Here is a 12,319-nt window from a genome sequence, read left to right on the forward strand (position 1 = left end):
ACCCAGGCACCTCGCGCTCTGGTAGACAGCCTGTGACCGAGTCGTCAAAGGGCATGAGGTGCCAGATGTGGTGGAAGCGACGCCGGGAAGAGAGCTCAGCCGTACCTTCTCCGACGGAGCGATGGCCGACCGCGTGGGACGAACCTGGAAGGCTTACAGCGGCGCAGCGGGTTCGCGCTGTCGTCCACGCCATCACCGATGGGACCACGGCCCGCCCCGAGCAGATCCGGGGCCTGCCGGCAGAGGCCGTGCTGGCGGTCGAGCGTGACCAGCAGGTTCCGATGGCAGATGCCTACCGAGAGTTCCTCTCGCTGATCGGCGGTGGCGCAGGTCGATTCATGCGTGGGGAAGACGTCTACTACTCCCGCGTTCTTGGACTGGGAGAGGCGGCCCGCGAGCTGCTCGAGGAGAACGACTCCCCCTTCCACTTCGAACCAACTGACCGCGTCTTCACCATGCATCAGGGTTACCAGTTCGAGTTCATGCGCGGCACCGGGCCAGACCCCGAGGTCTGGTCCTACTCCGAGGGCATGAACGGCGACGTTCCCTTCCGCAGCCATGCCTCTTTCACAGACTGGCTTCGTGCGACTGCGGAAGCGGAGATGCCGGTCTGGAAGCGGCACGCCGCGACGGTACGCGAGGAGATCAACGCTGACGGCACCATTACTGAGCACTGGTAGCCAACCTGGGCGTCAGCGCTCACAGCTCCAGTGTCAGGAGGAGCGGAAAGGCGCGTGCCTGCGGCGAGTTCTGTGGGCGCCATGCCGTCGACAGCTGTACCTGGGACATCGCGTTCTCAGCTCGCCGTAGGTGCAGATACCAGGTGGTCGATGTCGAGCTTGCTCGCGTCGTCGATGTACATGTCGTCGTACGGGCTGAGCCAGGTGCCGCCGGTCAGCGCGCAGCGCGGGCCCTGGACCGGGGCTGTGAGCGCGTCCCGTTTCAGCACCTCCTGCCGGGTCGAGCACCCGTCGCCGTCGGCGTCGATCCAGTGCCGGAACTTGCTGCGCTCGTACCCGGTGCGGTCCTCCGCCCGGACCGGAAGCGCCGCCAGCGCCTGGCTCGCCGGAAGGGAAACCGTCTCCCCCGCCGTGCCGGATGTGGGCACGGAAGCCGCGGCAGCCGGGCCCGCGAGCGGCAAGGTCAGGACGGCCAGAGCGGCACCGGAGGCGAAGACCGTACGCCGCATCGAAGAAAGGATCATGACCGCTTCGTACCGGACAACCCGTCCCGCACCGGGCACCGTCACCCCTGCCGGGCACGTCGCCAACCAGGAGCCGCCCCCTTCGATCCGTCAGGCGCCGGAAAGTCAGACCGCGGTGACCGCCGATGCACCCCCGGTCCGGCCGTCCAGGTGTCGACCGCGGCGCGGCGTGGTGGCGGGGTGTCCGGTCCTGAGCAGGCCGCCGTCCAAGAGGTCGAACACCTCGCTGTCGAACTCCTGGACGGCGCGTCCGTCCGGTCCGGGCAGCCACACCTCGACGGCGCGGCCCGGGTGGATGCCGGTCCCGGCGGCAGTCACCCGGGGCCCGGCGCCCGCGCAGGATCCCGTGCCCGCGGTCCAGGCCCGCCCACGCCGTGGCGCTGACCCGCAGCCGCACCTGTGGCCCGGCCACTGGCCCGTGGTCGGCAGGACGGTACCGGCCATAACACGGATCTTTCGGCCGCCCCGCGATGTCGGCCCGGCTGCGGTGAGGACTCGATGCCCGTGGGGGCGCCCCGATGGCTGCGCTTCTTTCCCCGGATGACGCGGGTCATGTCATGAGGAAGGTCACTCCTCCTCGTTGCTCGGCTCAATCCTGGGTCAATGAGTCCCGATGTCCGGGACTCCACCGGCAGGATCCCTGTTGCCCCGTGGATTACTGGCAGACCGCCGGAATGTTCCCGAGATGACCGAACGCCACCGACGTCACGCTCCGCAATCAGTTGCCGGACGGCAACGTTCCGTACGTGGCCTGCCTCAGGATGTCTCAGGCGTGCCGCCGGACGGCGGAGCGCTGATTCTGATGGGGGTGGGCTGCGGGTGCGTAGATGTGTGTTCGGCCGCTGGGGAGCGGTTGTTGGTGTGGTGACCACGGGGGTGGTCATCGCGTCGGGGGCGCCGGCAGTGGCGGCGGCCCCGGATGTTCCGACGCAGGCTGTTGCGCTGGTGGACAGTATGAAGCCGGTGCTGACGGCGAAGGTGTCGAGCTCGTCGGGCGGGCAGGTCACGGCGAAGTTCTTCGCGGGGACGTATGCCGCGGGCGGGGCGTGGGATCTGGTCAACGGCGGTACGGTGACGGTCGCTTCGGGCTCGGTCGCCCGGCTGACGCTGCCGGTGTCGATGCCGTTCGGTACGCAGTTCGACTGGCAGGTGCAGGCGTGCCAGGGCACGACGTGCTCGGCGTTGACGACGCTTCAGGACACGCACGTCTCGCCGATGCTGGCGGCCGGGGGCGACGCGGCTGTCGTTCCCGGCCGGTGATCACGTCTCCGCACAGGTGGATGTCGCGTCGGGCAATCTGCTGGTGTCCACAGCGACCTGACGCTGCCCGGCATCAACGGGGATGTCGGCCTCGGGGCTTCCTACAACAGCGAGTCGGTGGGATCCGGGTTCACCTCGACCTCGGCCGCCGCGGGGTACGGGTGGCTGCTCACCCCGTACGACATCTCGCTGACCGTGCACGAGGAAGGGTCGGTGACCTACCGGGGCCGGGCCGGGGTGACGGGTCTGTTCGTGTCCATCGGCACCGGCTTCACGGCGCCGGGCGGGTTCAAGGCGGACCTGGTCAAGAACAGCGACGGCACCTACACGCTGACCGACCACGCCAGCCAGACCAAGCAGACGTTCGACTCCTCCGGAAAACTCACGAAGATCACCGACCGCAACGGCAACGCCACCACGCTCGGCTACTCCGGCGCACTGCCTGGCTCGATTGTGGCGACGCGGGGCACCACCACGCAGCGGACCGGTGTGTACGCCAATGCGTCGGGTCATGTGACGACGCTGAAGCAGACCGCCTCGGACGGCTCGGTCCGCACCGTCACCTACACCGTCAACAGCAGCGGCGACCTGGCCTCGGTCAAGGACACCCTCAACCGCACCACGTCCTTCGGCTACACCGCGCACAAGCTGACGTCGATCACCAACCCCGGCGGCGGCATCACGGAGTTCGCGTACGGCGGCCGCGGAGTGGCCTCGGTCTCCCAGCACAACACCGCCGCCGGTGCGCCCGGCGACTCGGTGACCCGGCTGTCCTACCCCTCGGCGACGCAGACCCTGCTGGACGCGCCCGACACCAACCAGGCCCAGCCGGTCGCCTCGGTGCCGCACACCACCTACGACCTGACCACCGACGACACAGCACACGTGCTGAAGGCGACCGACGCGGACGGCAACGTCCGGTCGAAGACGTACACCGCGAACTTCGACACCTCCACCAGCACCATCGGGTCCGGCAGCGAGGCATCGACCTCGTCGAACGAGTACGACGCCAACGGCGGCGAGTCGCTGACCAAGACGACTTCCCCCACGGGTTCGTCGCAGTCCGCGCTCTACGGCAACACCGCTGCCGGGACGAAGTACCTGCCCTCGGCGTCCACCGACGCGCAGTCGAACAGCAGCTCCTACCACTACTCCGGTGCCGGGCAGCGCGACCATACCACTGACGCCAACGCCGCCAACGCCAAGGTCACTTACAACAGCGACGGCACCGTCGCCACCTCCACCGACCCGGGCAACAGCGACAGCGCCACCTACGGCTACGACTCCGCCACCCACCAGACCACCTCCGTCACCCCGGTGACCGGCGGATCCCTCGGCGCCCAGAGCTATACGTACGACAGCTACGGCAGGCTCGCCACGGCCAAGGACGGCCGGAACATCACCACCACCTACGCCTATGACGACCTCGGGCACCTGGCCACCCGCACCGCCACCTCCGGCGGCGGCACCCTCACCTACGGATACGACAAGTCAGGGAACCTGACTACTGTCGCCGACGCCCGCGGCACCGCCACCTACAGCTACGACGACGCGAACCTCCTCACCCAGCTCGTCACCGCAGCGCCGGCCTCCACCAAGATCCGCTTCGCCTACGACGACCACGGCCGCCGCACCGACACCTGGTACGGCACCGACGCCAACCACACCATCTACAAGGCTCACGTCCACCAGGGCTTCGACGCCTCCGGCCGCCCCTCCCGAGTCTGGGCCGACCAGGGCCCCGCCACCTCGCCCACCCGCCAGTTCGACGTCACCTACTGCCGCGCCACCAACGGCACACCCGGCACCACCTGCTCCACCGCCACCGCCGACGACCGCAGCCTTCTCCAGTGGTCTAAGGACAACCTGACGGGGAAAACGACGACCTACGGATACGACCCGGGCAACCGGCTGACGTCGGTGGCGACTTCGGGAGGTGGGACCACGTACAGCTACGGCTACGACATACGCGGCAACCGCACCACCGCCACCGGGACGACCGCCCTCACCCACAACGCCGCCAACCAGATCACCACCAGCGGCTACACCTACGACGCCGCCGGGAACCTCACGAAAACCCCCTCCCTGTCCTCAGTCACCTACAACGGCGCCGGACAGATGACCGCCGCCACCACACCGGCCGGAACCGGCACCTACGCCGGCACCAGCCAGACCGAACTGACCCACCAGACCACCGACACCGGCGACAACGTCTACGGCCGCCCCGACGGCAACGGCCAGCCCGTCATCGAACAGGTCACACTCGACGCCGGCACCGCCTACATCGACCACGACCCCACCACCGGCCAGCCCCTGGTCCTGCGCACCACCACCGGCACCGAGGCGTACTACATCACCGACGGCTTCGGATCCCCCGTGGAATTCATCAACCAGTCCACGGTCACCTCCACCGTCTACCAGTACGACCCCTACGGCGCCTACCAGACCACCACCGCCACCGGCTCCGCCGCAGCCCAGAACCCCTACCGCTACGTCGGCGGCACCTACAACCGCACCACCGGCTGGATCAAATACGGCCAGCGCTGGTACAACCCCACCACCGGCCGCTTCACCACCCAAGACGCACACTCTTTCCTCGCCGACCCAGCCCAGGGAAACCGCTACGCCTACGCCGGCGACGACCCCATCAACAACACCGATCCCACAGGGCAATTCGGACTGTCGTCGGTGACTAGTGGCCTCGCAAAAGGGCTCGACGCTCATGACTGGCTGCAGGCAGGCACTAGCCTGCTGAGCGGAGACATTTCAGGAGCGGCGTCTGGGTTCGCCAGCATCAGCGCCGGAGTGGTGGCCGGTGCCGTATGTGAGGCAGCAACAGCCCCTGAATCCGCCGGACTTTCCACCGTAGGCTGCTATGCGTTCGGTGTGGCCGCATCATATTCAGTGCAGGTAGCTCTGTCGTGAATTAGATCGCTGGGGGAGCGCTCTCTCCAGGAGCGCCCCCCAGCTCCCTTCGAGAGGTGATATTCATTTCCGATAAAATCGAGAAAAACTCCGCTCACGGCTGACTGTACCTCGCTACGGCTTTCTTAGGCTTCTACGTGATCGTTGGATTCATAATGACCGCCAGCGGAAAAAGCGCGGCTTCGGCCTGGGGCGGCACACTCCCTGTATTGATCGCCCCACTCCTAGGTATCGGATTCGTCCGATACCGAAGGCAAAAGCAAAATGGCCCCCGATGGGCCCGACACGAGTAAGCATGGAATCCAATACAAGCGGCAGGAGTCACAATGACGACAATAAAATTCGCCGCCGGAGGGACGAGCCTGCCCAGTAGCACCGGAACGGATATCGCAATTACCTGCGTGTGCGCCGTCGTAGCAGGCGCAATATTCTTCATCTTCAGGTTCAAAAATGAAAAGTAGCGCGACACTGCAACTCGGGTACGAGGCTGGTCTCGCAACATCGGGGTTAATACTCCAGTCGTAGTTCGTGATCTTCAAGTCTGAGTTGCTTGTCGTCGGTAGCGGCTGGTCTGGGAGCGGGCCTGGTGGTGACGTCGCCAGTCGGACCAGCCGAGCCGGTGGTCCGTGCCGTAGACGGGTTGTTCGTTGCAGGTGAGCGGGGTGCGGGTGTCGGGTGCGGGGTGGCGGTCGCCGTCGTCCGCGCGGACGACGGCGAGGAAGGCGCACCCAGCAGGTGATCTGGCCAACCGTCCGGGGACTCCGTACTGGCTTTCTCGCCAATAATAGAAAACGGGAAAAATGAGCAAAGACGCAACACGAACGCTGGTAATATTCGTAATTGTTTGCGCAGCACTGGGAATCGCTGGCATCACTCAGAGGGTAAACGGAAATGCCGTAATCCTAGCAGCAGGGATCGTCGCTCTTGCTTGTGCCCTTGTGATGCATTTTCTGATTATTCGAGGACCCAAAAAAGAGTAGCTTTACTCCAACCGCGGATTCCAGAGCAGCCCCTGGTGCGTCGGCGGTTTCGATAGCAATGTCACCCACCATGCCGAAAGAGCGCCGAATGGGAAAATCGGGTCCGAATATGGCGCGGCGAATGGTGATCTTCATCATCATCACGTTCATTGCTGCCGTATCCCTTATCATCCAGGGAAGCAACGAGGAGGGCACAGGCGGAGTGGCATTCATCTGCGTGGGAATCGTTACGCTCGCAGCCGCCGGAACGCTGACCTATCTCATGCTGCGCGGTCCGCGGCGTGAGTGAGCCTTTTCCATCATGGGTTTGAGCTGGTCAGATGCAGGGTGAGGACGGCTTGGATGAGGCTGGTGATCCGGGCGGTGGAGCACCGGAGTTTGCGCAGGAGTCGCCAGTTCTTGAGGGTCGCCATGGCCTGCTCGACGAGGGCGCGGATTTTCGCGTGGGACCGGTTCACCGCCTGCTGACCGGCGGAGAGGGTCTCCCATCGTCCCCGGTACGGGATGCGGACGGTTCCGCCGGCGCCGCGGTAGCCCTTGTCGGCCCGGCAGGGGATGTCGGCCTGGGCGAGGGCGTCGATGATGCCGTGTTCGCGGGCTGCTCGGATGTCGTGGACGGCGCCGGGCAGGGCCGGTGAGGCCCACAGCAGTCGGCCGGACGGATCGGTGAGGACCTGCACGTTCATGCCGTGTTTGTTGTGCTTCCCGGAGTAGAAGGGCCGGTCCGCGGCGATGCGGTCGATGGGCAGGAACGTGCCGTCCAGGAGGACGAACGCCTTCGTCGACGCGGCGCGCACGGCATCGGCCAGGGTGGGTGCGAGGGCGGCCAGGAGGTCCACGGCCTCGGTGACGTAGCGGTATGCCGTCGTGGTCCCGATTTCGAACCCGGCCGCGAGCTGGGCATACGGATGGCCGTTGCGGAGATGGACGAGAGTGAGCAGGGCCTGGCGGCCGTCACTCAGGCGCCGCCAGCGGGTGCCGAGCTCCCGGCGGCGCTGACGGAGCTCGGCGGACAGGAAGCGCAGGGCAGAACTGGACACGTCGACGCCCGACGGGTAGACAAGCACACGAAGCCTCTGGTGGAGACGGATTTCTTGGTCGAAAACCCATCTACCAGGGGCTTCGCCACGTCGTCACCCCAACTCCACGCGCCCACCGGCAGGTTGGAAAAGGCTCAGTGTGGTGGAGCCGTCGGTCAGGGTTCGCAGGGTCTCGCGGTTGAGCTTGTCCATCGCGTACGTGGTGGTGCCGGTGGCGTCAACGCGGGAGCGCTGGTTGCCGTCACCGTCGAAGGTGTAGGTGACACTTGCGCCTCCGGATGTGACCACCTTCGTCGTGCGGGTGTCGGTGGTCTTGACGAGGTTGCCGCAGTCGTCGGTGTCGAACACCGCGGTGCGGCCGTCGCTGCTCACCGGCGGCCGCGGTGTGCTGGTGGGGGTCGGTGCCGGTCAGCTGCCGCGCGCGGTGGAGCAGGCCGGTGCCGTAGATGCGTTCCGCGGCCGCTGTCCGGCGCATCTGCCGGATCTCTGTCGCGGTCGTGCCCTGCGGGCCCGCAAGCTCCGGCAGCCCCTCGATGTCGGAGCTGGCGGGGGCTCGGGTGTCAGGGCCTGCTCGAGCAGCTGGTCGGCGTCACGCCATGCGGCGGCGCTGCGCGGCTTCTGTCAGGTGCTCTCGCTGCGTTCTTGCTGGTTGCGAAGCTGTGTGCTGCGGCTCTCGGGGGCGTCGACGGGCGGCGTTGCGGTGGTCGACCTGTACGGCGCGCTGCTGGCGGGTGGTCCAGCCGGGCATGGTGGCCATGCCGCGCGGCCCGGCGGCGAGGAACCCGGACGCACGCCGTACGCCCCCGGGCGGTTCCTGGCGCAGGTCCAGGGCTGCCAGGACATCATCGGCGGTCCAGACCGCGTCGGAGACCTCGTTGACCGCCCACGCGATCCGGGCCTGGTCGGCGGCCCGCGGCCATGGCAGACGCCGCATCAGCTCTCCGGCCAGCGCGAACCGTTGGCCGACGTGGTTGTGCTTACATGGCCCGCGCTTGGCCTTCTTCTGGTGAGACGACGTGTGCTTCCCGCTGGCGAGCTTGTCCTCGGAGGGATCAGGGGTACTACCCGCAGTGGAGACAGTTGAGGTACCACCCCGCAGTGGGGGTGCAACGGCCCTCGCCCAATCCGGGCCGGACACCGCTCCTGGCCGTGCTCCCCGGCCTCCGTTGCACCCCGCGCCGACGTTGTCGGCGAGGTCTTCGCCGACCGCCTTGGGACCGTCTTCCTCGCCATCACAGCAAGCCGGACACCTCACCCACACGCCAACCGCGCGAGCCGGGGTTAGGGAACCACGGCCGGGCGCGGAGTGTCCTTCAGGGCATCCGCACCCGCGGGAGACCCTGCGGGCAGAGACGAGGATGATGGGGATGCCGGTGAGAGGTCGTATGACGAGATGTGTGATCGCGGGGGCATCGCTGGCCATCGCCCTGGCCGCTCTGTCCGGGTGCGCAAGCGACAAACGCGGGACCGGGGACTCACCCGTGGCGAACCACAAGGGTGACAACGCGCCCGCCGACGTCACCAACTTCCCCGACCACTACGCCAACATCGCCACCAAATGCGTCGCGGGCGCACCCGGCTACCGCGCGTTCGTCACCACCCGCGACGCCGCACCCGTCATACTTCCCGACCCCGGCTGCAAAGGCTGACCCCTCACCGCCGCGCCGACGGGTGCGGGATCATGGGGGGATGCGCGCTGCCCGGCTGATCCGTATGGCCCTGCTTGTCCAGTCGAGTCCCGGTATGACCGCCGCCGCGATCGGCCGGGAACTGGGGGTCAGCGAGCGGACGGTGATCAGGGACGTACAGGCGCTGCAGGAGGCGGGAGTCCCCGTACGGTCGGAGCGGGGGCGGGCGGGTGGATACCGGCTGGCACCGGGGTACCGGACCCGGCTGACCACGCTCGGTCCCGGGGAAGCCGAGACGCTCTACCTCACCGGACTGCCCTCGGCCCTGCGGGACCTCGGACTGTCCGACGCCGCGGACACCGCACGGCTGAAACTGTCCGCGACCCTGCTGCCGTCGCTGCGCGCGGCGGCCGAGTCCTCAGCGCACCGCTTCCACCTCGACGCACCGGCCTGGTTCCGCGAACCGTCGGCCTGCACGCTGCTGCCCGAACTCGCCCGCGCCGTATGGTCCGACCGGACCGTCGAACTCACCTACACACGGCCGGGACGCGACGGAACACCGCCCGCCACCGTGACGCGGCACCTGGAACCGTACGGCCTCGTCCTCAAAGCCGGGGTCTGGTACGTCGTGGGCCGCGTCCCCGGCCCACCGGCAGAACACGAAGACCGGTGGCGGACCTACCGCGCCGACCGGATCACCGCCCTGTCCCCCGGCGCCGGCGAGCCCTTCACCCGCGACCCCGCCTTCGACCTCGCCGAGCACTGGCGGGCCAGGGCCGCGGAATTCGCCCGGGCACTGCTGCGCACCACCGTCACCGTCCGCCTGACCCCCCGGGGACTGGACCGCCTGCCCGCCGTCACCGACCCCGCCGCGACCGGTGAGGCGCTCGCCCGCGCCGGCACCCCCGACACCGCGGGCCGCGTCACGCTCCGCCTGCCCGCCGAAAGCGAAGAGGTCGCCTTCACCCAGCTCACCCAACTGGGCGCCGACGCCGAGGTGCTGGCCCCGCAGGGCCTGCGCGCCCGCTTTCGCGACCACGCGCAGGCCCTCAGCGACCTCTACGGCCCGCCGCCGCCGGATCAGCGGTAGTCGTCCGCCGTACCGGCCTTCCCCCCGTACCGCACATCCTCGAAATACCCCCACCCGTCCGGCTGGCTGCCGTCGACGTCCCGCACACCGTAAACCCTCGCCAACTCCCCGCTCGACGTCGACGTGCCGTTCCACCGCGCCGACCTCTCCGGATCAGCCGCCAGGGCCGCCACCGCCCGCGCGAGATAGTACGGCGACTCCGCGACCGCGAAATCCGGCTCCGTCAGGACAGCGTCACGCCAGTTCTCCTCCGACACGCCGAAGTGCGCCAGCATCTGCTCCGACCGCAGAAAACCCGGCGACACCGCAACCGCCGTACCGCCGAACTCCGCCAGTTCCTCACCCAGCCCGAACGCCATCCGGATCGGGGCGTTCTTCGCCAGGTCGTAGAAGAGATTCTCCCGGTAACGACGGTTCGACACCGCCGTGCCATCCGTCACCTCCACCAGCAAAGGCTCCGCCGACCGCACCAGCAACGGCAGCGCCAACGCCGCGGTGATCACGTGCGAGCGCACCCCCAGCTCCAGAATCCGCAGACCGTCCTCCAGCGGCGTCTCCCAGCTCTTCTTCCCGAACACCGAACCGGTCAGCAGATGCTCACCGCCCCACAGATCGTTCACGAGGATGTCCAGCCGCCCCCGCTCACGCCCGATCCGCGCCGCAAGAGCACGGACCTGCTCCACCACCAGATGATCAGTGGGAACAGCCACGCCCGTACCCCCCGCCGCCGTCACCAGCTCCGCCGTCTCCTCGATCGTCTCCGTCGCCCGGCCGACCTCGCTGACGCGCCCGCGCGTCGTACGGCCCGTCACATACACCACCGCACCCGCACGGCCCAGCTCAACGGCCAACGCCCGCCCCGCACCACGCGTGGCCCCCGCCACCAGAGCGATCCTCCCGTCCAAGGAACCTGCGGAAGAACCAGCAGAAGAGACGGCGGAAGAGACCGTGGAAGAGACGGCGGGAGAACCGGCGGGAGAGACGTTCCGGCCGGGATCCTGAATGTTCGTGTTCTTGTCCATCCCCCCAACCTCCACCCCAAAGGTGACAACCCCCGTCACCCTTTCCCGGCGGTCACAGAAACCGCGACGACGACAGGTCCAACAGCGCCAAACCCACAGCCCTGACACCCCTGGCATCCGGCCCGGTCAACGGCACCCGGAGCCGCGCTCACCGTCGACCTGGGCAAGGTCACGCGCGTCGGACGCACAGTGGTCCAGGCGTCCGGTGCCACGACCGCGTACCGGATCGACGTCTCATCCGACGGCGCCGCCTGGACGCCCTTCGGCGACCCCGTCGCCGCGTCGGGCCCCGCCACCTCGACGGTCACCGCGACACCGGTGACCGCCCGCTATGTCGGATACACCGCGCAGGGCCCGGCGGCGCCCCATGTGGTGAGTCTTGAGGTCTATACCGGGTAGCCGCGGGCGACAATGCGCACAGGCCGGGTGACGGTCCGCGGGACCACCGCGGACCGCGCCCTCGCACACCGGTCCGGGAGGCCGACGTGAAGCTCCTCGTGTTCGGGGCCAACGGCAGGACCGGGCGGCAGCTCCTCGCCCAGGGACTGGCCGCGGGCCACGAGATGACCGCCTTCGTCCGCCCTCGGGCCACCCCGCCGGAACCCCGGCCCCGGCTCCGCGTCGCGACCGGGGAAGTAACCGGGGACCAGGACGCGGTGCGCGCCGCCGTCGAAGGGCAGGACGCGGTCCTGACCACGTTCGGCAGCCCCACCACCTGGCACGGCCTGACCTCGCCCACCCTGACCGTCACCGCGATCCCGCGGATCGTGCGGGCCATGCGCGACACCGGAGTCAACCGGATCGTCCACCTGTCCGCACACGGCGTCGGCGACACCGCCGACCAGGCGCCGGCGGTGTACTGGGCCGTCTACAAGGCCCTCGGACCGATGTTCGCCGACAAGGCGGCCGGAGAGGAGATCCTGCGCGCCAGCGGCCTGGACTGGACCCTGGTCTATCCCGTGATGCTCGTCGGCGGACCCCTCACCGGCCGCTACCGAACCGGCGAACGCCTCCCGTTGCGCGGCATCCCCCGTATCTCCCGCGCCGACGTCGCCCACTTCATGCTCCGCGAGGCCGCCTACCCGGCCCACCTCCACACCACTGTCCAGCTCGCCAACTGACCCGCTCCACAGCTGCGTCGGGGCCGGACCGCACGCGCGCCGGTGAGCG

General features: G+C 68.3%; 13 protein-coding genes and 2 pseudogenes. 8 read left to right on the forward strand and 7 right to left on the reverse strand.

All coding sequences use genetic code 11. The features are described from left to right. The first annotated feature begins 248 nt into the window (after nt 1–248). Nucleotides 249–680: a hypothetical protein gene (locus tag ACIP4Z_RS26910; RefSeq protein ID WP_355343423.1), complete on the forward strand. Its 432-nt coding sequence runs from the start codon at nt 249–251 to the stop codon at nt 678–680. A 116-nt stretch (nt 681–796) separates the two neighbouring features. On the opposite strand, the gene ACIP4Z_RS26915 is transcribed toward ACIP4Z_RS26910, so the two are convergent. Both ACIP4Z_RS26915 and ACIP4Z_RS26920 read right to left on the reverse strand, forming a co-directional pair. Continuing rightward, the gene (locus ACIP4Z_RS26915; RefSeq protein WP_401312308.1) at nt 797–1,204 is read right to left on the reverse strand and encodes a hypothetical protein; all 408 of its coding nucleotides are present in this window, start codon (nt 1,202–1,204) and stop codon (nt 797–799) included. Between the two features lie 105 nt (nt 1,205–1,309). After that, the gene (locus ACIP4Z_RS26920; RefSeq protein ID WP_391053013.1) at nt 1,310–1,522 is read right to left on the reverse strand and encodes a hypothetical protein; all 213 of its coding nucleotides are present in this window, start codon (nt 1,520–1,522) and stop codon (nt 1,310–1,312) included. 627 nt (nt 1,523–2,149) lie between these two features. Here ACIP4Z_RS26920 and ACIP4Z_RS26925 point away from each other — a divergent pair. Then, complete coding sequence (locus tag ACIP4Z_RS26925) at nt 2,150–2,464, forward strand: hypothetical protein (RefSeq protein ID WP_401312311.1); 315 nt, start codon at nt 2,150–2,152, stop codon at nt 2,462–2,464. A 117-nt stretch (nt 2,465–2,581) separates the two neighbouring features. Continuing rightward, on the forward strand, nt 2,582–5,389 hold the full coding sequence (locus tag ACIP4Z_RS26930) for an RHS repeat domain-containing protein (protein WP_401312313.1): 2,808 nt from the start codon (nt 2,582–2,584) through the stop codon (nt 5,387–5,389). A 535-nt stretch (nt 5,390–5,924) separates the two neighbouring features. Here the strand turns inward: ACIP4Z_RS26930 and ACIP4Z_RS26935 are convergent. Beyond that, nucleotides 5,925–6,113, reverse strand: a pseudogene (locus ACIP4Z_RS26935) (IS701 family transposase); the annotation flags it as partial. Between the two features lie 377 nt (nt 6,114–6,490). Here ACIP4Z_RS26935 and ACIP4Z_RS26940 point away from each other — a divergent pair. Further along, entirely contained in the window at nt 6,491–6,658 is a 168-nt protein-coding gene (locus ACIP4Z_RS26940) for a hypothetical protein (RefSeq protein ID WP_401312316.1), read from the forward strand. Between the two features lie 10 nt (nt 6,659–6,668). On the opposite strand, the gene ACIP4Z_RS26945 is transcribed toward ACIP4Z_RS26940, so the two are convergent. From ACIP4Z_RS26945 to ACIP4Z_RS26955, 3 genes are all read right to left on the reverse strand, one after another. Next, the gene (locus ACIP4Z_RS26945) at nt 6,669–7,436 is read right to left on the reverse strand and encodes an IS5 family transposase (protein WP_401312319.1); all 768 of its coding nucleotides are present in this window, start codon (nt 7,434–7,436) and stop codon (nt 6,669–6,671) included. A 66-nt stretch (nt 7,437–7,502) separates the two neighbouring features. Next, a complete protein-coding gene (locus ACIP4Z_RS26950) occupies nt 7,503–7,781 on the reverse strand; it encodes a hypothetical protein (protein WP_401312322.1) in 279 nt (92 codons plus the stop codon). Between the two features lie 217 nt (nt 7,782–7,998). Next, complete coding sequence (locus ACIP4Z_RS26955) at nt 7,999–8,343, reverse strand: hypothetical protein (protein WP_401312325.1); 345 nt, start codon at nt 8,341–8,343, stop codon at nt 7,999–8,001. A 547-nt stretch (nt 8,344–8,890) separates the two neighbouring features. On the opposite strand from ACIP4Z_RS26955, the gene ACIP4Z_RS26960 reads away from it, so the two are divergent. Both ACIP4Z_RS26960 and ACIP4Z_RS26965 read left to right on the forward strand, forming a co-directional pair. Next, a complete protein-coding gene (locus ACIP4Z_RS26960) occupies nt 8,891–9,058 on the forward strand; it encodes a hypothetical protein (RefSeq protein WP_355348527.1) in 168 nt (55 codons plus the stop codon). A gap of 40 nt (nt 9,059–9,098) precedes the next feature. Beyond that, a complete protein-coding gene (locus ACIP4Z_RS26965) occupies nt 9,099–10,127 on the forward strand; it encodes a helix-turn-helix transcriptional regulator (RefSeq protein WP_401312329.1) in 1,029 nt (342 codons plus the stop codon). On the opposite strand, the gene ACIP4Z_RS26970 is transcribed toward ACIP4Z_RS26965, so the two are convergent. Continuing rightward, nucleotides 10,118–11,188 carry an SDR family oxidoreductase gene (locus tag ACIP4Z_RS26970; protein ID WP_401312332.1) on the reverse strand — a complete coding sequence of 357 codons (1,071 nt, stop codon included), beginning with the start codon at nt 11,186–11,188 and terminating at the stop codon, nt 10,118–10,120. The two genes, ACIP4Z_RS26965 and ACIP4Z_RS26970, sit on opposite strands and share 10 nt — an antisense overlap. Before the next feature lie 84 nt (nt 11,189–11,272). Here ACIP4Z_RS26970 and ACIP4Z_RS26975 point away from each other — a divergent pair. Together ACIP4Z_RS26975 and ACIP4Z_RS26980 are read left to right on the forward strand one after the other, a co-directional pair. Further along, nucleotides 11,273–11,548, forward strand: a pseudogene (locus ACIP4Z_RS26975) (discoidin domain-containing protein); the annotation flags it as partial. A gap of 86 nt (nt 11,549–11,634) precedes the next feature. Beyond that, the gene (locus ACIP4Z_RS26980; protein ID WP_401312335.1) at nt 11,635–12,270 is read left to right on the forward strand and encodes an NAD(P)-dependent oxidoreductase; all 636 of its coding nucleotides are present in this window, start codon (nt 11,635–11,637) and stop codon (nt 12,268–12,270) included. The last annotated feature ends 49 nt before the right edge of the window (nt 12,271–12,319 follow it).

This window comes from Streptomyces sp. NPDC088910 (assembly GCF_044749865.1).
In the GTDB taxonomy this organism is placed as follows: domain Bacteria; phylum Actinomycetota; class Actinomycetes; order Streptomycetales; family Streptomycetaceae; genus Actinacidiphila.

Coding starts and splice junctions, on each gene's coding strand:
- ACIP4Z_RS26955 (WP_401312325.1), bottom strand. CDS start 8,343: ATGCGGCGTCTGCCATGGCCGCGGGCCGCCGACCAGGCCCGGATCGCG.
- ACIP4Z_RS26965 (WP_401312329.1), top strand. CDS start 9,099: ATGCGCGCTGCCCGGCTGATCCGTATGGCCCTGCTTGTCCAGTCGAGT.
- ACIP4Z_RS26915 (WP_401312308.1), bottom strand. CDS start 1,204: ATGATCCTTTCTTCGATGCGGCGTACGGTCTTCGCCTCCGGTGCCGCT.
- ACIP4Z_RS26940 (WP_401312316.1), top strand. CDS start 6,491: ATGGTGATCTTCATCATCATCACGTTCATTGCTGCCGTATCCCTTATC.